20 protein-coding genes are annotated in these 18,426 nt (G+C 72.5%); 7 read left to right on the forward strand and 13 right to left on the reverse strand.

All coding sequences use genetic code 11. The features are described from left to right. Window positions 1-327 precede the first annotated feature (327 nt). Genes ACFYV1_RS33235 through ACFYV1_RS33260 form a run of 6 tightly spaced genes read right to left on the reverse strand, consistent with a single transcriptional unit; the run spans window position 328 to window position 6,131 of the window. Window positions 328-540: an acyl-CoA carboxylase subunit epsilon gene (locus ACFYV1_RS33235; protein WP_389399377.1), complete on the reverse strand. Its 213-nt coding sequence runs from the start codon at window positions 538-540 to the stop codon at window positions 328-330. A 32-nt stretch (window positions 541-572) separates the two neighbouring features. Further along, window positions 573-1,529 carry an aromatase/cyclase gene (locus ACFYV1_RS33240; protein ID WP_389399378.1) on the reverse strand — a complete coding sequence of 319 codons (957 nt, stop codon included), beginning with the start codon at window positions 1,527-1,529 and terminating at the stop codon, window positions 573-575. A 13-nt stretch (window positions 1,530-1,542) separates the two neighbouring features. Beyond that, window positions 1,543-2,337 carry a 3-oxoacyl-ACP reductase FabG gene (fabG, locus tag ACFYV1_RS33245; RefSeq protein WP_389399379.1) on the reverse strand — a complete coding sequence of 265 codons (795 nt, stop codon included), beginning with the start codon at window positions 2,335-2,337 and terminating at the stop codon, window positions 1,543-1,545. Beyond that, on the reverse strand, window positions 2,334-4,178 hold the full coding sequence (locus ACFYV1_RS33250; protein ID WP_389399380.1) for an FAD-dependent oxidoreductase: 1,845 nt from the start codon (window positions 4,176-4,178) through the stop codon (window positions 2,334-2,336). The genes fabG and ACFYV1_RS33250 overlap by 4 nt, the downstream gene beginning before the upstream one ends. Beyond that, window positions 4,168-4,479 carry an antibiotic biosynthesis monooxygenase family protein gene (locus ACFYV1_RS33255; protein WP_389399381.1) on the reverse strand — a complete coding sequence of 104 codons (312 nt, stop codon included), beginning with the start codon at window positions 4,477-4,479 and terminating at the stop codon, window positions 4,168-4,170. The genes ACFYV1_RS33250 and ACFYV1_RS33255 overlap by 11 nt, the downstream gene beginning before the upstream one ends. A gap of 35 nt (window positions 4,480-4,514) precedes the next feature. Further along, window positions 4,515-6,131 (reverse strand): class I adenylate-forming enzyme family protein, encoded by a 1,617-nt coding sequence (locus ACFYV1_RS33260; RefSeq protein ID WP_389399382.1) that lies wholly within the window; start codon window positions 6,129-6,131, stop codon window positions 4,515-4,517. A gap of 431 nt (window positions 6,132-6,562) precedes the next feature. On the opposite strand from ACFYV1_RS33260, the gene ACFYV1_RS33265 reads away from it, so the two are divergent. Both ACFYV1_RS33265 and ACFYV1_RS33270 read left to right on the forward strand, forming a co-directional pair. Beyond that, entirely contained in the window at window positions 6,563-7,639 is a 1,077-nt protein-coding gene (locus ACFYV1_RS33265; protein ID WP_389399383.1) for a serine hydrolase domain-containing protein, read from the forward strand. 7 nt (window positions 7,640-7,646) lie between these two features. Next, window positions 7,647-8,402 (forward strand): SDR family NAD(P)-dependent oxidoreductase, encoded by a 756-nt coding sequence (locus ACFYV1_RS33270; protein WP_389399384.1) that lies wholly within the window; start codon window positions 7,647-7,649, stop codon window positions 8,400-8,402. An 88-nt stretch (window positions 8,403-8,490) separates the two neighbouring features. Here the strand turns inward: ACFYV1_RS33270 and ACFYV1_RS33275 are convergent, their stop codons facing one another. After that, window positions 8,491-9,357: a class I SAM-dependent methyltransferase gene (locus ACFYV1_RS33275; protein ID WP_389399385.1), complete on the reverse strand. Its 867-nt coding sequence runs from the start codon at window positions 9,355-9,357 to the stop codon at window positions 8,491-8,493. 190 nt (window positions 9,358-9,547) lie between these two features. Between ACFYV1_RS33275 and ACFYV1_RS33280 the strand changes: the two genes are divergently transcribed. Genes ACFYV1_RS33280 through ACFYV1_RS33290 form a run of 3 tightly spaced genes read left to right on the forward strand, consistent with a single transcriptional unit; the run spans window position 9,548 to window position 11,712 of the window. Continuing rightward, window positions 9,548-9,982 carry a SnoaL/DnrD family polyketide biosynthesis methyl ester cyclase gene (locus tag ACFYV1_RS33280; protein ID WP_389399386.1) on the forward strand — a complete coding sequence of 145 codons (435 nt, stop codon included), beginning with the start codon at window positions 9,548-9,550 and terminating at the stop codon, window positions 9,980-9,982. Between the two features lie 3 nt (window positions 9,983-9,985). Continuing rightward, complete coding sequence (locus ACFYV1_RS33285) at window positions 9,986-10,843, forward strand: SDR family oxidoreductase (RefSeq protein ID WP_389399387.1); 858 nt, start codon at window positions 9,986-9,988, stop codon at window positions 10,841-10,843. Beyond that, window positions 10,840-11,712, forward strand: a complete 873-nt coding sequence (locus ACFYV1_RS33290; RefSeq protein ID WP_389399388.1) for an NmrA/HSCARG family protein — start codon at window positions 10,840-10,842, stop codon at window positions 11,710-11,712. Before ACFYV1_RS33285 ends, ACFYV1_RS33290 begins: the two co-directional genes overlap by 4 nt. 90 nt (window positions 11,713-11,802) lie before the next feature. Here the strand turns inward: ACFYV1_RS33290 and ACFYV1_RS33295 are convergent, their stop codons facing one another. Genes ACFYV1_RS33295 through ACFYV1_RS33305 form a run of 3 tightly spaced genes read right to left on the reverse strand, consistent with a single transcriptional unit; the run spans window position 11,803 to window position 14,250 of the window. Beyond that, window positions 11,803-12,261 carry an ester cyclase gene (locus ACFYV1_RS33295; RefSeq protein WP_389399389.1) on the reverse strand — a complete coding sequence of 153 codons (459 nt, stop codon included), beginning with the start codon at window positions 12,259-12,261 and terminating at the stop codon, window positions 11,803-11,805. Between the two features lie 22 nt (window positions 12,262-12,283). Next, complete coding sequence (locus ACFYV1_RS33300; RefSeq protein WP_389399390.1) at window positions 12,284-13,393, reverse strand: zinc-binding dehydrogenase; 1,110 nt, start codon at window positions 13,391-13,393, stop codon at window positions 12,284-12,286. Next, on the reverse strand, window positions 13,390-14,250 hold the full coding sequence (locus ACFYV1_RS33305; protein ID WP_389399391.1) for an NAD(P)H-binding protein: 861 nt from the start codon (window positions 14,248-14,250) through the stop codon (window positions 13,390-13,392). The genes ACFYV1_RS33300 and ACFYV1_RS33305 overlap by 4 nt, the downstream gene beginning before the upstream one ends. A gap of 297 nt (window positions 14,251-14,547) precedes the next feature. Between ACFYV1_RS33305 and ACFYV1_RS33310 the strand changes: the two genes are divergently transcribed. Further along, entirely contained in the window at window positions 14,548-15,153 is a 606-nt protein-coding gene (locus tag ACFYV1_RS33310) for a DUF2269 domain-containing protein (protein WP_389399392.1), read from the forward strand. Window positions 15,154-15,381: 228 nt separating this feature from the next. After that, the gene (locus ACFYV1_RS33315) at window positions 15,382-15,831 is read left to right on the forward strand and encodes a hypothetical protein (RefSeq protein ID WP_389399393.1); all 450 of its coding nucleotides are present in this window, start codon (window positions 15,382-15,384) and stop codon (window positions 15,829-15,831) included. A gap of 94 nt (window positions 15,832-15,925) precedes the next feature. On the opposite strand, the gene ACFYV1_RS33320 is transcribed toward ACFYV1_RS33315, so the two are convergent. The 3 genes from ACFYV1_RS33320 to ACFYV1_RS33330 form a co-directional block, all read right to left on the reverse strand. Further along, window positions 15,926-16,690, reverse strand: coding sequence for a GNAT family N-acetyltransferase (locus ACFYV1_RS33320; RefSeq protein ID WP_389399394.1), 765 nt, complete (start codon window positions 16,688-16,690; stop codon window positions 15,926-15,928). 355 nt (window positions 16,691-17,045) lie between these two features. Further along, window positions 17,046-17,708: an N-(5'-phosphoribosyl)anthranilate isomerase gene (locus ACFYV1_RS33325; protein ID WP_389399395.1), complete on the reverse strand. Its 663-nt coding sequence runs from the start codon at window positions 17,706-17,708 to the stop codon at window positions 17,046-17,048. Further along, on the reverse strand, window positions 17,708-18,397 hold the full coding sequence (locus ACFYV1_RS33330) for a transglutaminase family protein (RefSeq protein ID WP_389399396.1): 690 nt from the start codon (window positions 18,395-18,397) through the stop codon (window positions 17,708-17,710). The genes ACFYV1_RS33325 and ACFYV1_RS33330 overlap by 1 nt, the downstream gene beginning before the upstream one ends. Between the last annotated feature and the right edge of the window lie 29 nt (window positions 18,398-18,426).

The raw sequence follows: 18,426 nt of genomic DNA on the forward strand, positions 1-18,426 counted from the left end.
CTGCCGCGGCTTGGGCGCCGTCGGCGTCACCGACACCCCGTTCACCCGCACCCCAAGCGCCCCCAGCACCTCGATGTCCACGCCGTCTCCCCTGTTCGCGCATGTATGCGAGCACTCCTCAGTGCAACGAGTAAAAAACAGGGCGGACGGTTTGTCAATATAGGACCGTCCGCCCTGTTTTCCTTGACGTCATCTATACCTGTGGAACGTTCACTCCCCTTGCAGGGCAAGGGGATTCCGGGGGTGCGTCCATCCGGGCCCGGTGGCCCACTCTACGGCGCGTCACTCTCGAACCGATGGATTTACATACCGCGTTGGCGGTTTATTTCAGTCTCTCCAGCTCTGCGGGGAGCGGTAGTCCGTGGTGCGGTCGGTCCGCCGCCAGCGGGCGAGGGACCGCGGTCCGGGGGCCGGGCGGGCCTGTGGTGCCGGTGCGGCCAGCCGTGACATCAGGGTGAGGGCGAGCGCGGCCAGTTCCTCCTCGGTGGGCTGTCCCCGCTCCACGCGCCATGTGGCGTCCGCGGCCTCCGGCGTGCTCACGGTGTCCTCCTGCGGGTGCGGTCGGGGCCCCTTCAAAGGACTCGGACCGCGCTCTCGGCGTGCTTCTTGGCGAGGTTGAGCGTGGCGGTGCTGTTGCGGCCCAGGGCGTCGCGGACGTAGCGGCGGGCGGCCGCGACGTCGGCGTCCGGGCCGAGGACGGGTTCGATGTTCTCCGGGCGCAGGACGACGGAGTGCTGCGAGGTGACGGTGACGCCCCGCTCGTCGGGGACGACGGACCATTCGCCGGTGTGGGCGGACATCAGCAGCGGGGTGGCGGTCTGCTTGTAGACGATGCGCTGGGCGTGGGGGAAGCAGACGCGGACGGATTCGGTGGTGTGGGTGGAGCCGTCGGCGGTGACGGTGTCCATGGCCATGACCTGGACGCCGGGTGTCTCCTCCGTCAGGTCCAGGCGGGAGACGTGGGGGACGAGCTCGGGCCAGTCGCCCACCCGGTAGAGGAAGTCGTAGACGAGTTCGGCGGGGCCGTCGACGCGCACGGAGTCCTCGAAGGACAGGACGAGTTCGTCGAGCCGGTTCCAGCTCTCGGCGAGATGGCGGAGGTTGGCCAGCTCGGCGCGGCTGTTGGTGTCGGTGGCGCGTTCGACCCAGGCGACGTCGTCGGGGGCGTCGTCGGCGACGGTGAAGTCGTGCAGGAGGGTCAGTTTGCAGCGGTCGGCGCCCAGCGCGTCGACGATCCAGGTGCCGCCCATGGACTTGACGGGCTGGGCGGGCAGTTCCTGGCGGAACTCGACACGGCGCCGCTCGGGGTCCAGCACCCGCCGTGAGGTCCAGGACTTGACCTGCCCGTTGGCGGTGGCCCACATGCGCAGGCGTTCGCCGGCGCCGTCGAACTCGAGGCGCTCCACATGGACGTTGGGCGGGAAGAACAGCGGCCACTGGACGGCGTCGGAGATCAGGCCGTAGACGACGCCGGCGGGCGCGGCCACGGTCACCTCGTGCGTCGTTGCGTGCACTCGCTCAGCGGACATCTCTCATCCTCTTTCAGAAGTTGCCCAGTCCGCCGCAGACGTTGATGGCCTGGGCGGTGATGGAGGCGGCGTGTTCGGTGGTGAGGTAGCCGACCAGGGCGGCGACCTCTTCGGGGGTGGTGTAGCGGCCGAGGGGGATCTTCGCCTCGAACTGCTCCTGTACGTATTCCTCCGTGGTGTCCCAGGCGGCGGCGTAGCCCTGGCGGACGCGTTCGGCCAGCGGGGTCTCGACGTAGCCGGGGCACACGGCGTTGACGGTGATGCCGGCCGGGGCGAGTTCCTTGCCGAGGGCCTTGGTGAAGCCGACGACGCCGTGTTTGGAGGCGGAGTAGGGGGCGCCGAGCAGGACGCCCTGTTTCCCGGCGGTGGAGGCGATGTTGATGATGCGGCCGCGGGGGGCGTCGGTGAGGCCGCCGTGTTTGAGGACCTCACGGGTCAGCAGGAAGACGCTGTTGAGGTTGGTGTCGATGACGTCGTACCAGAGTTCGTCGGCGATGTCGGCGGTGGGGCCGCCGCCGCTGCGTCCGACGTTGTTGACGAGGACGCAGACGGGTCCGTAGGTGTCCACGACGGTGCGCACCAGGGTGGCGACGGACTCGCGGGAGCGGACGTCGGCGGCGATGCCCTCGGCTTCCAGGCCTTCGTCGCGCAGGTCCTCGACGGTCTGTTTGACCTCTTGTGCGGTGCGGGCGCAGATGAAGACGCGCAGGCCGCGGCGGCCGAGGTCGCGGGCCACGGCGAGGCCGATGCCGCTGGTGGCGCCGGTGACCAGGGCGACCGGCGGGGTCGCCGGTGACGGGTGCGTCATCGCCTTGCCTCCTTGTGCGGTGCGCCGGCAGTGGTGCCGACGGTGCTCTCGACGGTGTCCAAGTCCGCTCGACGGCCGCAGGAGGGCTGCTGGAGGACGGTGCCCGCGCCGCGGGCGGGGCGCTCGGCGTGCGGGTGCGGGTGCTGCGGGGTGAGGGACAGCGGGCGCAGGGCGTCGTCGAGGGCGCGCGGGGTGAGCAGGCCGCCGCGGGCGGCGAGGTAGCCGTCGGGTCGGATCAGTGCCCAGGCGCCGGGGGGCAGGCCCAGGGCGTGGCGCAGGGCGCCGTCGGGGTCGGGCAGCGGGCGGGGGGCCGCGTCGCCGCGGTCAACGCCGGTGCCGGTGGTGGTGTCGGTGGTGGTGGTGGTGAGGGTGCGGACGGACAGCCAGGCGCTGTGGCGGGCGGCGGCGTCGGCGGCGGTGCGCTGGGGGGTGGTGGTGTGGGCGGCGGGGGTCAGGATCAGGTGGAAGCGCACGTCGCGCAGTTCGTCGGCGAGGGCGCGGGGGCCGGGTGAGTCGGGCCGGCGGGCGGTGGCGGTGGCGGCGCGTTCGCCGGGGCCGGGGACGTGGCGGCGCCGGGGCAGCGGGACGGGCACGGCGATCGGGTCGGCGACGGGGACGTGTTCGCGGCGGGCGCCGGTGGTCAGGGGGCTGGTGGTGTAGTCGATGCGCAGTCCGGACATGCCGCCGAGGACCTTGCGCTGGATGGCGCGGCGCAGTGGCGGCAGGTTGCGTACGGCGGTGAAGACGATGGGCAGGGCGAGGGTGGCGAGGGCGTTCTTGAGGGCGACGAGGTAGGTGGCGGTGCGGGTGGAGCCGAGGAGGGCCTTGCCGATGGGGACGCGTTCGGTGCTGTAGGTGTCGAGCAGTTCGGGGCGGGCGTGGCCGTGGTGGACCATGGCGAGTTTCCAGGCGAGGTTGAAGGCTTCCTGGATGCCGGTGTTCATGCCCTGTCCGGAGGCGGGGCTGTGCACGTGGGCGGCGTCGCCGGCGACGAAGACGCGGCCGGTGTGCATGCGGGGCACCATGCGCTGCTGGAAGGTGAAGACGGAGGTCCATTCGGGGTCGCCGACGTGGACGGGGCGGCCGAGGCCTTGGGTGAGGCGGGCGGCGAAGCGGTCGGCGGCGCCGGTGGCGTCGGCGGAGTCGGGTGCGGTGTCCAGGAGCCGCCAGTGGCCGGAGCGGGCGTAGGGCACCATCATCAGGGCCGCTCCGCCGGTGTGGACCCAGTAGATGCTGTCGGGTTCGAGGTCGGTGCGCAGGGGTGCGTCGGCGAGGATCCAGGTGTCGCGGCTCTCGCCGATCAGGGGCAGGCCGAGGTGTTTGCGTACGGTGCTGTGGCCGCCGTCGCAGCCGATGAGCCAGGGGACGTGGCAGGTCTCCTCGGTGCCGTCGGCGTGGCGCAGGGTGGTGCGTACGGAGGTGGTGTCCTGTTCGAAGCCGGTCAGGCGCACGCCCCATTCGACGGTGACGCCCAGGGCGGTGACGGCGTCGCGCAGGACGGCTTCGGTGCGGGTCTGTTCGATGAGGACGGTGTACGGGTGGCGGGTGGGCATGGTGCGGTAGTCGGCCTCCAGGCGCACCAGGCGGCGGCCCGAGGCGTACATGGTGAAGGCGCGGTTGGCGCGGCCGGCTTCGACGACGGGGGCGAGGGTGCCCATCTGGTCGAAGGTTTCCAGGGTGCGCGGGTGGACGGCGACGGCGCGGCTGGTGCGGGCGGGTCCGGTGGCGGCGTCGACGAGGCGCACGCGCAGGCCGCGGCGGGCGAGTTCGTGGGCGGCGCTGAGGCCGACGGGGCCGGCGCCGGCGATCAGGACGTCGTGGGGTTTCAGGTCACCGGACACCGGCCGCCTCCAGCGGGGTGTCGGCGCTCTCGTCGGTGTAGAGGGCGGGTTCGGCGGTCACCAGGGGTTTGAGGTCGGCGACGACGGCGGCGAAGCCGGGGCTGGTGACGGCGGCGCGGTGGGCCTGGGGGCTGTCCCAGACGGCGATCTCGAGGTGGACGTGGTCCTGGCCGACGGCGCGCAGGTTCTGGTGGCTGATGCAGCCGGGCTGGGCGCGCATGTAGGCGGTGAGGCGGGCGCGGGCGGTGAGGAAGGTGTCGTGGTCGCCGTGCACGGTCAGCTTGTTGACGAAGGTCACCATGGTCTGCCTCCTGGGCGGGTGCGAGGTGGTGGGGTTCAGGCGGCTGCTTCGGCGGCGGCGCGGGCGCGCAGCCGTCGGCGCAGTTCGGTGCGGCGGGGTTTGCCGGTGGGGGTGCGCGGGACGGCCTCGAGGGCTTCGACGCGGCGGATGCGTTCGAAGTGGGCGAGGCGGGAGTTGGCCTTCTCGGTGATCGCGTCGAGGACGTCGAGGACGGCGTGGGGGGCGTGGTGCGGGGGGCCGGGTGTCTCGTGCAGGACGATGCCGGCCCAGACGACGGCGCCGTGGACGGGGTCGGGCCAGCCGACGACGACGCATTCGGCGACGCGGGGGTCGTCGGTGATGATCCGTTCGACGGCGGTGGGTGAGACGAGTTCGTTGTCGTACTTGAAGACGTCGCCGAGCCGGTCGACGAGGAACAGGGCGCCGTCGGTGTCCTGGTAGCCGATGTCGCCGGTGGAGAACCAGCCGTCGGCGTCGACGCGGGAGGGTTCGTCGTCGTCGAGGTAGCCGGCCATCAGCTGGGGTCCGCGGACCTGTACCTCGCCGGTCGCCCAGGGCTGGGCGGGTGTGCGGGAGTCGAGGCCGACGATGCGGCTCTCGGTGCCGGGCAGGGGGTGGCCGACGGCTCCGGGGCGGGGGTGGTCGGTGAGGTGCTGGTTGTGGCTGAGGGGGGAGAGTTCGGTCATGCCGTAGCCCTGGACGACGGGGACGCCGAGCGCCTGGCTCAGGCGCCGGGCGGCGGCGGGGGCCAGGGCGGTGCCGCCGGACATGACGGCGGTGAGCTGCGGCAGGGCGGGCGGGCCGCCGGCCGGGGAGGTGAGCCGCGGGTCGGCGGCGAGGCGGTGCAGGCGGGCGGGGAGGCCGTAGTAGTGGGTGGCGCCGGTGCGGGCGGCCAGGTCGAGGGAGGCGAAGGGGTCACCGTCGGTGCACAGCACCTGCCGGGCGCCGGCGCAGATCGCCGAGTTGAGGTGCATCACGTGGAACAGCGGCAGGTGGTTGAGGGTGACGGAGCCGGCGTCCAGGCCGTGGGCGAGGGCGATCTGGTGGGCGTTGGCGACCAGGTTGCGGTGGGTCAGGCGCACGGCTTTGGGGCGGCCGGTGGTGCCGGTGGTGAACTGCAGGCACACGGTCGCCGACAGGTCGGCCGCTGTCCTGTCCGGTCCGGGTGCCGCGGGTTCGCCGGCGGTGTCGTGCAGGGCCAGGTGCAGGGGCAGCGCGTCGGCGGGGACCACGCCGTCGTCGGCGTCGGTGACGACGAGGGTGGTCAGGCGGGGCAGGTGCTCGCGCATCTTGACGAGCAGTTCGGCGGTGGCGCGGGGGACGAAGGCGATCTCGACGGCGGCGGCGGTGAACATGTGGCGCAGCGCGCTCTCGCCGACGAGCGGGTTGATCAGGGCGATGGTGGCGCCGCTGCGGCTGGTGCCGTAGTAGGCGGCGGCGAAGGCGGCGTCGAGGGTGTTGGCGACGCCGACGGTGGTGGGCCGGCCGGCGGTGCGGTGGAGGTAGTGGGCGATCCGGTCGGCGCGGGTGTCGAGTTCGGCGAAGGTGCAGGTGTGCGGGCCGTGGGTGAGGGCGATGCCGTCGGGGTCGTTGACGGCGGCCTGGCGCAGCAGTCCGTCCAGGGGCAGTTCCGGGTGGGTGAATCGCGGCACGGTGTGGGCCTCCTCCGCGTCGTGCCCAGCCGGCTGGCACCGGTCGGGTGTCGGAGCAACGTTGTGCGGTGGTGCTCGAGAAACCGTCGAAGCGTGCTCGACGGTTTCTCGCAGGACGGGACGCGCGGGCTCGCAGGACGGGACGCGCGGGCTCGCAGAGCGGGACGCGCGGGCTCGCAGGACGGAGCTCGGGGGCTCGCAGGACGGGGCTCGGGGGTGCGGGGTGCGGGTGTGCTCGGGGCGTGGGGGTGGGCGGGGTCGGGCGGGTGGGCGAGGGGCGCGAGCGGGGCTCCAGTGGCGTGCGGGCGGGCCTCCATCGTGTGCGGTCACGTTGGGCCGCGTACGGCACTGCCTGCGCGGGGCCGGGAGCTCCTGGTGGGTGCTCCGCCTCGCGCACGGACCGAATCGCCACCCGATGGGGGTTTCACCACATGACGCAGACGACGATCGACCGGCCGGGTGTCTCGGCTCTTCAGGAGGCTGTGCAGGGCGCGGCGGACCGGCTGGTGGCCGCGGGTGCGGCGGGTGTGCAGTTCCGGGTCACCCGGGGAGAGCATTCCTTCGTCGTCACCTCCGGGATCGCGGAGCTGGGCTCGGACCGGCCGGTGCCCGAGGACGGCCGTTTCCGTATCTCGTGCATCACCAAGCCGTTCGTGGCGGTGGTGGTGCTGCAGCTGGTCGCCGAGGGCCGGCTGGAGCTGGACCGGAGCGTGGAGAGCTATCTGCCGGGTCTGCTGCCGTACGGCGAGAAGATCACGGTGCGCAATCTGATGCAGCACACCAGCGGTCTGTACAACTACATGGACTCGTTCCAGAAGCCGGGTGACCGGTTCCTGCGGGACCGCTACAAGCACTACGAGCCGCGGGACCTGATCGCGATCGCGGCGGCCAAGCCGCTGGAGTTCGAGCCGGGGAGCAGGTTCGCGTACTGCAACACGAACTACTTCATCGTGGGTCTGCTCATCGAGAAGGTCACCGGCCGCTCCTACCGTGAGGAGATCACCGGGCGGGTGCTCGAGCCGCTGGGGCTGGCGGAGACGACGCTGCCGGGTGACGACCCGAACATTCCGGGGCCGCACGCCCGCGGCTACATGCAGATCGGCGGCGAGCCGGTGGACGTGACGCTGATGAACCCCTCCGAGGCCGGGTGCGCGGGTGAGATCATCTCCACCACCGCGGACCTGGACCGGTTCTTCGACGCGCTGTTCGACGGGAAGCTGCTGAACGAGGCGGAGTTCACGCAGATGACGACCGCGCTGCCGCCCGAGATGATCGAGAACCTGCCGATGGGCATCGGCTACGGGCTGGGCATCATGAAGCTGGAGAACGACGCCGATCTGGACCTGTGGGGTCACGGCGCCGGCATCCCCGGCTACGCCACGTTCGCGGCGACCACCCGTGACCGGCAGGCGCGGGTGCAGCTGTCGTTCACGATCGGTGACAAGGACTTCGGGCCGGAGGCCGAGCAGGCCGTCATCCGTGGTGTGAACACCGCGCTGTGCGCGTGAGGCGGCGATGACGAATCCGGTGGAGAAGGCGGTCGTCGTCACCGGCGGCGGCACCGGTATCGGTGCCGCCACGGCCCGTGCTTTCGCCGACGACGGCGCGCATGTGCTCATTGTCGGGCGCAGTGAATCGACACTGAAGGAAACAGCGGACGGATCCGACCGTATTCGTGTGCTGGCCGCCGATATTCACGACCGTGATGCGCCCGCTCTGATTGTGGGGACGGCGCTGAAGGAATTCGGTCGTCTCGATGTGCTGGTGAACAATGCGGCCGTCACGTCCTTCTGCGGGCTCGAGGGCCTGGAAAGGGACGCGGTGCGTGCGCAGTTGGGCACGAATCTGCTGGGTCCGCTTTTTCTGACGCAGCAGGCCCTGGACGCGCTGGAGGCCACGCGTGGTGTCGTGGTGAACGTCAGCTCGGCGGGTTCGCTGGGCCGGCGGGCGTGGCCGGAGAACTCGGTGTACGGGATGGCGAAGGTCGCGCTGGACTTCTTGACCCGCACCTGGGCGGTGGAGCTCGCGCCGCGCGGGATCCGGTCGGTGGGCGTCGCGCCCGGTGTCGTGGACACCGGTGTGGGGGTGCGGGCCGGGATGCCCGAGGAGGCGTACGAGGCGTTCCTGGAGCAGATGGCCGAGCGGATCCCGGCGGGCCGGGTGGGCCGGGTGGAGGACATCGCCTGGTGGATCGTGCAGTTGACGCGCCCGCAGGCCGCGTACGCCAACGGCACGGTGGTGGCGGTGGACGGTGCGCTGTCGGTGACCTGAGGCGCTGAGGGGCCGTGGCAGGGGGGCGGGCCCCCGGGGTGTGGTTCTTCCCCGGGGGCCCGCCCCCGTGTGTGCGGGTGCGGGTGGTTCAGCGGGCGACGGTGGCGGTGACGTAGCGGACGGGGACGTCGATGCGCACGGGGCCGTCGTCCTCGCGCAGGGCGTCGAGTTCCGTGGTCAGGCGGGTGCGCAGGGCGGCGGCCTCGTCGGCGGGCAGGTGCTGCCACAGCAGGCGCATGCCCTGGGTGTGGGACCACTCGACCCAGGCGTCGCCGTCGGCGGCGGTCATCTCGACGATCTCGTCGGTGACGGTGACGTCGGTGAAGCCGGCGCGGTGCAGGGCGGCTTCGAGGTCGGCGGGGTCCTCGAGCCAGGAGTGCAGCTGGCGGTGGAGCTGGGCGGGGTGCCAGGCGGGCGGCAGGTGCCGCAGCAGCGACATGTCGATCCAGCGGCTGAACAGGGGGGGCAGGAAGGGGAACTGGGAGCGGTCGAAGACGGGGCTGGTGAAGGCGAGGCGGCCGCCGTCGCGCAGCAGGCCGGCGTAGCGGGCCAGTGCGGCGCGGGCGTCGGGCAGGAAGATGACGCTGTAGCTGCCGAGGACGAGGTCGAAGGAGCGGGCGGGCAGGTCGGGGTGTTCGCCGTCCATGACGCGCAGGTCGACGTTGGTGATGTTCTGGCGTGCGGCTTCGCGGCCGGCCTGTTCGATCATCGCCTCGGCGATGTCGATGCCGAGGGCGTGGCCGTCGGGGCCGACCTGCCGGGCGGCGGGCAGCAGGGTGGCGCCCAGGCCGCAGCCGATGTCGAGCACGCGCTGTCCGGGCCGGGGGTCGGCGTGCTCGACGAGGCGGCGGCCCATGGGGGTGAAGAACTCGACCCCGAGCCGGTCGTAGGTCGCCGCGGCCTTGTTGAAGGCGGCGGTGACTTTCGTCTTGTAGGTGGTCGTGGTGGTGTCCACGCAGCGGCTCCGGGGTGGTGGCGGGTGTGTTTGCGTCGATGCTGCGGGGTTTGGGCCGGGTGGTGGTGGAGGACCGTTCGAGGGCCGGTCGACGGGGGCAATTCGCTGCTTGCCGGGCTCCTTTTCACCACCGCACACTGTGCGCCAGTGTCCTGAATTTTCTGCCGGTTCCTCGGTGAAAGGGAATGCGATGAGCAGTCACACAGCGGCGGTGCGCCGCATGGTGGAGGCGTACAACACGGGAAAGACCGATGACGTCGCGGAATTCATCCACCCGGATTATTTGAATCCGGCGACGATGGAGCACATGGACCTGCGTGGTCCCGACTCGTTCGCGATGGCCGTGAAGTGGCTGAGGATGACGTTCTCCGAGGAGGCGTTTCTGGAGGAGGTCCTCATCGAGGAGCGCGGCGACTGGGTGCGCGCGAACCTCGTCCTGTACGGCCGTCATGTCGGTGACCTGGTGGGCATGGCGCCGACCGGGCGGCGGTTCTCCGGTGAGCAGATCCATCTGATCCGCATGGTCGACGGGAAGATCCGTGACCACCGGGACTGGCCGGACTACCAGGGCACCTACCGGCAGCTCGGGTCGCCGTGGCCGGAGCCGAACGGCTGGAGGGACTGAGCGATGATTCTTGTCACCGGAGCGACCGGCAAGGTGGGCCGGGAGGCCGCGGCGCAGCTCGCGGCGGCCGGCCGGCGGGTGCGGGCCCTGAGCCGCACGCCGGATCAGGCGCGACTGCCCGAGGGGGTGGAGGTGGTGGCGGGCTCCCCCGCCGACGCGGCGTCGCTGACGGCCGCGTTCGAGGGGGTCACGGCGGCGCTGGTGGTGCTGTCCGGCGATGTGGCGGGCGAGGCCCGGAACGTCGCCGAGGCCGCGGCCGGTTCGGGCGTGGAGCATCTGGTGTTCCTGTCGTCGGCCAGTGTGCTGCATCCTGATGCGCACGGCATCGCGGACGAGCACCGGGCCGCGGAGGAGGCCGTCACGGGCAGTGGCGTGGCCACGACGTTTCTGCGTCCGGGGCCGTTCCACGCCAACACCTCGTGGTGGATCAGGAGTGTGCGTGAGCGCGGGGCGGTGCGCTGCTGGATCGGGAACAATGCGGGTGCGCCGATCGACGAGTACGACATCGCCTCCTGTGCGGTGGCCGCGCTCGGCGACGAGCGGCACCGCGGCCGGGCGTATGTGCTGACCGGCCCCGAGGTGCTGACGTCCCGGGAGCAGGCCCGGATCCTGGGTGAGGTGCTGGGCCGTGAGCTGGACTTCTCCGTCGCGCCGCAGGAGGAGGTCGTGGACGTGTTCACGGGCATCACCGGCGACCGTGCGGCGGCGGTGACCAATGTGGCGGCGCTGCACAGTCCCCGAGTGCCGTGGGCGAGGCCCACGGACGCGGTGCGGGAGCTGACCGGCCGTGAGCCGCGGCCCTACCGCCGGTGGGCGCAGGCCAACGCGGCGCTGTTCGCGGCCGAGGAGGTGACGGTGTGAGCACGGCTGCCGGCACGGTCCTGGTGACCGGTGCGACGGGTCTGCAGGGCGGGGCGTGTGCGCGTGAACTCCTGCGCCGCGGGCGGCCGGTGGCGGCCCTGGTGCGCGACGTCGACGCGCCGGCGGCGCGGGCTCTGGCGCAGGACGGTGCGCGTGTGGTGCGCGGCGACCTGGACGACGAGGCGTCGCTGCGCGCCGCGATGGAGGGTGTGCACGGGGTGTTCTCCGTGCAGACGTTCATGACCCCCAAGGGGCTGGGCGGTGAGGTCCGTCAGGGCCGTGCGGTGGCGCGGGCGGCGAAGGCCGCCGGGGTGGCGCACGTGGTGTACAGCTCGGTCGGTGGCGCGGAACGGCACAGCGGTGTGCCGCACTTCGACTCCAAGCGGCACATCGAGCGGTATCTGCAGGAGCTCGGGGTGCCGGTGACGGTGCTGCGTCCGTCGTTCTTCATGGACAACTTCGCCGCGCACGGCCCGCGCAACGTGGACGGGACGCTGGTGGTGCAGCTGGCGCTGAAGCCGGACACCAGGGTGCAGTTCATCGCCGTCGAGGACATCGGCTTCTTCGCCGCCGAGGCGTTCGACAAGCCCGGGCAGTATCTGGGCCGGGCGGTGGAGCTGGCGGGTGACGAGCTGAGCGCGCGGGAGGTCGCCGGCGCGTTCGCCGCCCGTACGGGGCTGCCGGCCCGGTTCGAGGAGCTGGCGCTGGACGCGGTGGCGGGCAACCCGTACATCCCCAACGCACCCGAGATCGCTTTGATGTTCGAGTGGTTCCAGGAGCACGGCTACCGGGCGGACATCGGCGCGCTGCGGGCCGAGCACCCGGGGCTGCTGTCGTTCGCGGCGTATCTCAAGGGCATCGAGGTCTGACGCCTGGTGCACGGTGTCGAACGGGAGAAAGGGGCCGGGTCCGCGGCGCTGCGGATCGGGCCCCTTCTTCCGTTTTCCCCGCACGGGTGGTCAGCCGGCGAGGACGCCCGGGTCGACGAAGCCCAGTTCCTTGAGCATGGGCAGGTAGTTGAACACGTCGTAGTGCTCGATGATCTTTCCGTCCTGGTCGAAGCGCAGTTCCTCGAGCATGAACCAGGTGACCTTCCTGCCCGTCGCGGCCTTGCCGAAGAAGTCGCCCAGGTGGGTGGCGGTGACGGTGATGCGCAGGATGACGCGGTCGCCCTGGGCGACGGCGCTGCGGACGTCCAGGTGCAGGTCGGGGAAGGCGGCCAGTCCGCCGCGCATCGCGGCCTTCATGATCTCGCAGTCGACGGGGCGGTCCTCGGAGAAGTGCCTGATGCCGGGCGACCAGTGGGTGAAGATGCCGTCCAGGTCCCAGCGGTTCCAGGCGGCGGCGCAGTCGAGCGCGATCTGCTTGTTGCGCTCCTGGACGCTCAGGGTGGGCAGTTCGGCCAGTGATGCGGTCATGGCGTTGGGTCCTTACCGGGGGTCAGGGAAGCAGGACGTGCTTGCCGACGGTGGTGCCGTCCAGCAGGGCACGCAGGGCGGCCGGGGCGGCGTGGAGGCGGTGGCGGCCGGCGACCTCGGGGGTGAGGACGCCGGCGTCGACCAGCCGGAACAGGGCGGCCAGGTCGGCGCGGAAGGCGTCGCCCGGCTTGACGTAGTACATGCTCTGGCGGCGGCCGCGGGTCAGGCGCAGGTGGCGGGCGAGGAAGCGGGTGGCGGTGCGGCGCAGTGCGGGCACATGGGGGCGGAACCACTGGCCGGGCCGGTAGCCGGCGACCGAGGAGTCGAAGGAGATGAGGGTGCCGCCGTCGGCGAGCATCGCCCAGCCGTCGTCGAGTCCGCGGCCGCCGATGTGGTCGAAGACGGCGTCCACGCCGGCGGGGGCCAGCTCCCTGACGGCGGCGGGCACGTCGGGGGCGCGGTAGTCGAGCGGGGTGGCGCCCAGGGCGCGGACCGCGTCGTGTTTGGCGGGCGAGGCGGTGCCGATGACGCGCAGCCCGGCGTGGACGGCGAGCTGGGTCAGGACGGTGCCCACGCCGCCGCTGGCGCCGTGCACCAGCACGGTGGCGCCGGGCGCGAGGTCGGTGTGCCGGTGCAGCATCTGGTAGGCGGTGACACCGTTGGTGATCAGACAGACGGCGACGGCCGCGTCCAGGTGTTCGGGCACCGCGGCCAGGGACGTGGCGGGCACCTCGACGTACTGCTGCCAGGCGCCGTGGCGGGGCATCGCCGCGACCCGGTCGCCGCTCTGCCAGTCGTGGACGTCCTCGCCGGTCGCCACGATGCGGCCGACGAGGTCGTAACCGGGCACGAAGGGGAACCGGGGCGGGAAGGGATGCAGGTGCTGCAGCATCTGCACCTCGGCGAAGGACACTCCGGCGGCCTCGACACGGACGACGACCCGGCCGCGGCGGGCGGTGGCCGGCCGGGGGCCGTGACCGGCGACGACGTGGTCCTCCGGCCGGCCGCTGCCGGTGAGCCGCACATACGCGTTGACGTCCTCGTCCGCGCGAACACCGGTGCCCGCATCGGGGTGCGGGACGGTGGCGGGGTGCGGGGCGGTGGCGGCGGGGGCCTGGGCGTCGGCGCTCACGCCGCGGCCGTCTCACGCGCGGGGGTGAAGTCGCCGGCGTGGTCGGCGGCCCAGCGGGCGAAGGTGCGGGCCGGCCGGCCGGTGACCTGCTCGACGGTGGTGTTCGGGACGGGCGGGTGGTCCATCGCGTCGGCGAGGTAGCCCAGGATCATCTCGACCACCGGCGGCGGCATGAAGTGGCCCATCTGCTCACGGGCCTGGTCGGGGGTGATCTCCTCGAAGGCGACGGGAACGCCGGTGGCGGCCGCGATCGCCTTCACCTGGTCGGCCTGGGTGATGGCCTGCGGGCCGGTCAGCACGTACGCGCGGCCCTCGTGGCCGTCCTGAAGGAGCGCGGCGCAGGCCACGGCGGCGACATCGGCCTCGTGGATCAGGACGCGCGGCGCACCGCCGTAGGGGGCGCGCACGAGGGACTCGGTGCGGATGGAGTGGCCCCACTTCCACAGCAGGTTGGTGGCGAACTCGTCGGGCCGTACGAAGGTCCACGCGATGCCGGACTCCTCGACGGCGCGTTCCACCGTGCGGTGGTGCTCAGCGCTGTGGTTGTCGCCGGAGGTGTCGAGGACCGACGAGGAGGACAGGACGACGATGCGCCGCACACCGGCCTCCTTGGCCAGGGCGACGACCTCGCGCGCGGTCTCGGGGACCGGGAAGAGGTAGAGGCGCTCCACACCCGTCAGGGCCGCCCGCAGCGTCTGCGGCTGCTCGAGGTCGCCCTCGAACACCTCGGCCTCCTCGGGGAGCCCGGCCGTGGCCGGGGTGCGGGTCAGGGCCCGCACCTGCTGCCCCGCCGCCACGAGCTGGTCGACCACGTGCCGGCCGACCGATCCTGTCGCTCCTGTGACCAGAACACTCACGCCTGCTCCACCCTGTCGGTCCCATCTGCGTGGGACTGCTCCAACCTTGGTGGTGCAAGGCTGGCCAGGGCGGCTGGAGACTTCCCTGAGACTCGCTGGAACGCGCCCACCCGGCGGCGCCCGGCGGGCCCAGCGGCCGGGCGGGTCCGCTCGAGCGGCCCTCGAGCGGCGGCGGGCATGCTGGGCGCAGGGCCCCGCCCGCACGCTCCCGCGCGCCCCGCCCCACTCCCCCGGCCCCATGGGCCCTTTGTGCGCCCGTGTCTTCGCTGTCTGTCCGTGTCCGTCTCCCCTCCCCCCATGAAAGGTCGCGCCTTGTCCGCCACCGCTGTAGGCCAGTCCCCCACCACCACCACGACGACGCGGGGCAAGGCCGCGAAGAAGTTCGAACTCTCGCGCAGAGCACGCCGGCTGACCCTGGCCGTCCACGTCGTCACCTCCGTGGGCTGGGTGGGGCTGTCCCTGGCGATGGCCGTGCTCGCCGTCATGGGTTTCACCACCGACGACGCGGCCGTCGCCAAGGGCGTCTACTACGCGATGTACGTGTTCGACGACACCTGCGTGACGGTGTTCAGCATCACCGCCGCCCTGTCCGGCATCCTGCTGTCCTGCGGCACCAAGTGGGGCCTGCTGCTGCACTGGTGGATCGTCACCAAGTGGGTGATCACCCTGTTCATGACGGTCTTCGCGTGGTTCGTGATCCACCCGATCGTCATGCGGGCCGCCGACAACACCGCGACCGCCGGCGGCGCCCCGCCCCGGCCCGGCTGGCCGGCGGACTTCCTGCTGTGGAGCGTGTCGGTGCTGTTCGTGCTGCTGACCGTCGCCGCGGTGGTCTCCGTCTACAAGCCGTGGGGCCGCACCGCCCGCGGCCGGCGCACCACGACGCGCGGCGCACGTTCCTGACTCATCGGCCCGCCCGGTCTGCCGGCCCCGGCAGACCGGGCGGGCCGCGTGCCGGCGTGTATCGGCGCTGTTCCTCGCACGGGATCGCGGTCCGGGCACTCGCCCGTTGTCCGGCAGGGCCGGCCCTGCGCGTGAACCCGGTGGCGGAGGCCGTCCCTGTGGCGGATGCTGAGCAGTCGTCAAAATCCTGTCCGGGGAAGGCGGGGTGTCGTGTCCGAGGAGTGGGTGGTGAGCGAAGGCTGTATGGCGTGTGACCTCATGGCCGGCAAGGTTCCGCTGCCGGGCGGGACCGTGCTGCGGACCGGCGCGTGGGTGGTTGAGCACTGCGTCGGCCCGCTGGGCGTGGGCACCGTCGTGGTCAAGCCGGTCCGGCATGTGGTGCATGTCGCCGGGTTGACGGCGCAGGAGTCCGGCGAGCTGGGGCCTTTGCTGCGCAGGGTGAGCGCCGCCGTCACCGAGGTGACGGCACCGGAGCAGGTGTATGTGTGCCTGTGGTCGCACGCCGGTGGCGTTCCCGGCCACCTCCACTTCGTCGTGCAGCCCGCCCGGAGGGAGGACGTGGCCCGGTTCGACGCTGTCGGACCCGCGCTGCAGGTGGCCATGGGGGAAGCGGAGTGCTTCCCGGAGGCGGCGGACGTCGAGCAGGTCTGTGAACGGCTGAGGAGAGCACTTCGGTGAGCAGTCCGCTGCGGCTGCCCGCGGCAGTGGTCCGAGCACCGGACCGACGGGTGCCGGCGTGCTGGGGGGCACGGCAGGAGGCGGCCGGCCCCGGCTACCGGGCCGGCCCGCCGGGAGCAGGGGACGCCGGTGGTTTCTCCCGGCCGAGCTCGAGGGAGAGCTGGGCGCCCAGTTCCTCGAAACCCGACGCGGCCGCCACGCGCCAAGAGGCTGCGGTCCGCGCGCGCCACTGCGGCAGCAGGCCGGCGGCCAGGGCATGTGCGACAGCCGCCGAGGCAGTCGCCCGGGCCAGGCCGCACCCTCGCCTTTCCGGTGCCGTCAGCACGCTGAGGTGAGCGGTCCGACGGGGCCAGGCCCGGTATCCGGCGGCCGCCACCACCCTGCCGTCCTCGTGGATCGCGAACACGGGTGAGGTGACCTCCTCCAGAGCGGCCTCTGCGGCATCGTCGCGCCCCGCCCACTCCTGCAGAGCGCGTACGCCCTCGTGCCGGCTCGACAGTTGGTCCACTGCCGGCGGCGCGGCGGCCGGGCGGAATCCTGCCGGGGACACGTACGACAGCGTCGCGGGCCCGAGCGTCGCGGTCACCGGCAGCACAGAACGCACTGCTGCGGCGTCCGCCACGAGACCCACCGGCAGGGTGGTGAGCGCGTCGCGCACGATCACGGCGGTGCTTTCACTCCCGACGGTCACCAGCGCCGATCCGCCGAGAGTCACCGCGCCGACCCAGCCGGGCGGGCACAGCCCCGACTGCGGGGAGACGACCACGTTCACAGCGCCTTGGGGCCCGAACGCCCCCGGCATCCGGGCCAGGTCTTCCCACAGTCCCCGGGCCCGGGCAAGCAGCATCTGTGTCGGCACGGCCCCATCCTGCCGCTCGCAGCAACTGCCGGTCCGGCGAACGGCACACGAGGACCTCTGCTCGGCCCGGCGCGGCACCTACCGGGCCCTGTACCGGATCGGCGTCGGCAAACACGCGGTCGAGATCCTCTCGATCCGGTACCTGCGCGACGCGTACCGCAGCTGATCGGCCTGCCCTCGCGCGCTCCAGGCAAAGTTCGCCGCGGCAGCGGTCCGGAGCATGTGCGGCAGCCGCCGAGGCCGGCGGCCGGGTACGGCCGCCGGCCTCGGCTTTGCGGTGTCCTCGGCACACCGAGGTGAGTGTCCGGCAGGAGCGGGCCGGGTATCCGGCGGCCGGTTCGGCCGCCGGGGGCTTTCAGGCGCGCCAGGCGCGGGTGAGGGCGGTGGCGTGGTCCGTGTCGAGGAGGCCGCCGGGGGCGCGGGCGGCGGAGTCGGCGTCGATGCCGAGGAAGCGGGGATGGGCGCGGGTGGCGGGGAAGTCGCCCCGGTTGCCGGGGCCGAGGCCGCCGGCGAGGAGGAACGGCAGGCCGGTGGCGTCCGCCAGGGTGGTGACCGCCCGGTCCTTCAGGCACTGGGCGGTGGAGCCGACGCGGCCGTCGTCGGTGACGGGATCGAACAGGAAGCAGTCGGCGCCGGCCCGCTCGTAGGCGCCGGTCAGCCGGCCCTCCAGGCAGGCCCCGTCGCGTACGTGGAGCACCTTGGCGATCTTCAGGCCGTCGGGGCCCTTCTCGCGCAGGGTGCGTACGACGGACGGGGTCTGGAAACCGTGCAGCTGGATCCAGGGGGTGCGGGCGGCGGTGATCGCGGCGAGCAGCCCGGTGGTGTCGGAGGAGAAGGTGACCAGCACCGGGGCCAGGCCCACCGTGCGGGAGCGGGCGGCCAGTACGGTGAGCCGTTCGGCCGTCAGGTCGGCGTGGCCGCCCGGTACGCGGTGCCACAGGCCGATCAGGTCGGCGCCGGAGGCGGCCACCGCGTCGACCTCGGCGCCGGTGGTGGCGCCGCAGAGCTTGATCAGCATCAGGCGGCCGCCGGCCGGTGCGCGTCGTGGACCAGGGAGCCGGCGGCGAAGCGGTCGGCGTCGTCGGGGAACAGGCCGGGGTGGGCGGCGCGCAGGTCGGCCAGGACGGCGTCGTAGGGCAGGTCGTCGAACTCGCCGTGGAAGCGCAGGAACTCCATCTGGCGGCGGCCCTTCAGGTCGAAGGGGTGGTGGACGCTGTCGGTGGTGCCGTCGAAGTCCAGGGGCGCCATCCGGTACAGGCGGCACAGGGTCTTGTTGAACACCGGTGTGGCGCGCACCCACTGGCCCTCGAGGCGGACCGAGGTGAGGCAGTGCTGGTGGAAGACGTCGCCGCCCAGGAGGCCGACCAGTCTGGCGGAGGCGAGGTGGTTGCGCACGTCGGTCAGGACGAGGCGGGCGGGGATGCCCAGAGAACGCAGGCCCGCCGCGTACAGGACGGACTTGTGCAGGCACATGCCAGAGCCGGTGGCGGCGACGGAGGAGGCGCGCAGGCCCTCGCGGGTCAGATCGGCGCCGTAGACCTCGTAGCGGACCTTGTCGCGGACCGCGTAGTACAGGGCGACGGCCTGCTCGGTGGGGGTGGTCGCGCCGGCGGGCAGGGCGTCGGCGACGAAGGCGCGTACCGCCTCGCCGGTGTGGTCGAGGAACTCGGTGGCGGCGAGGGCTTCGGTGCTCAGGGGGGTCGTCATGGCAGGCGGGTCCGTCTCGTTGGAGGTGG

The sequence above is a fragment of the Streptomyces sp. NPDC003023 genome (assembly GCF_042888225.1).
In the GTDB taxonomy this organism is placed as follows: domain Bacteria; phylum Actinomycetota; class Actinomycetes; order Streptomycetales; family Streptomycetaceae; genus Streptomyces.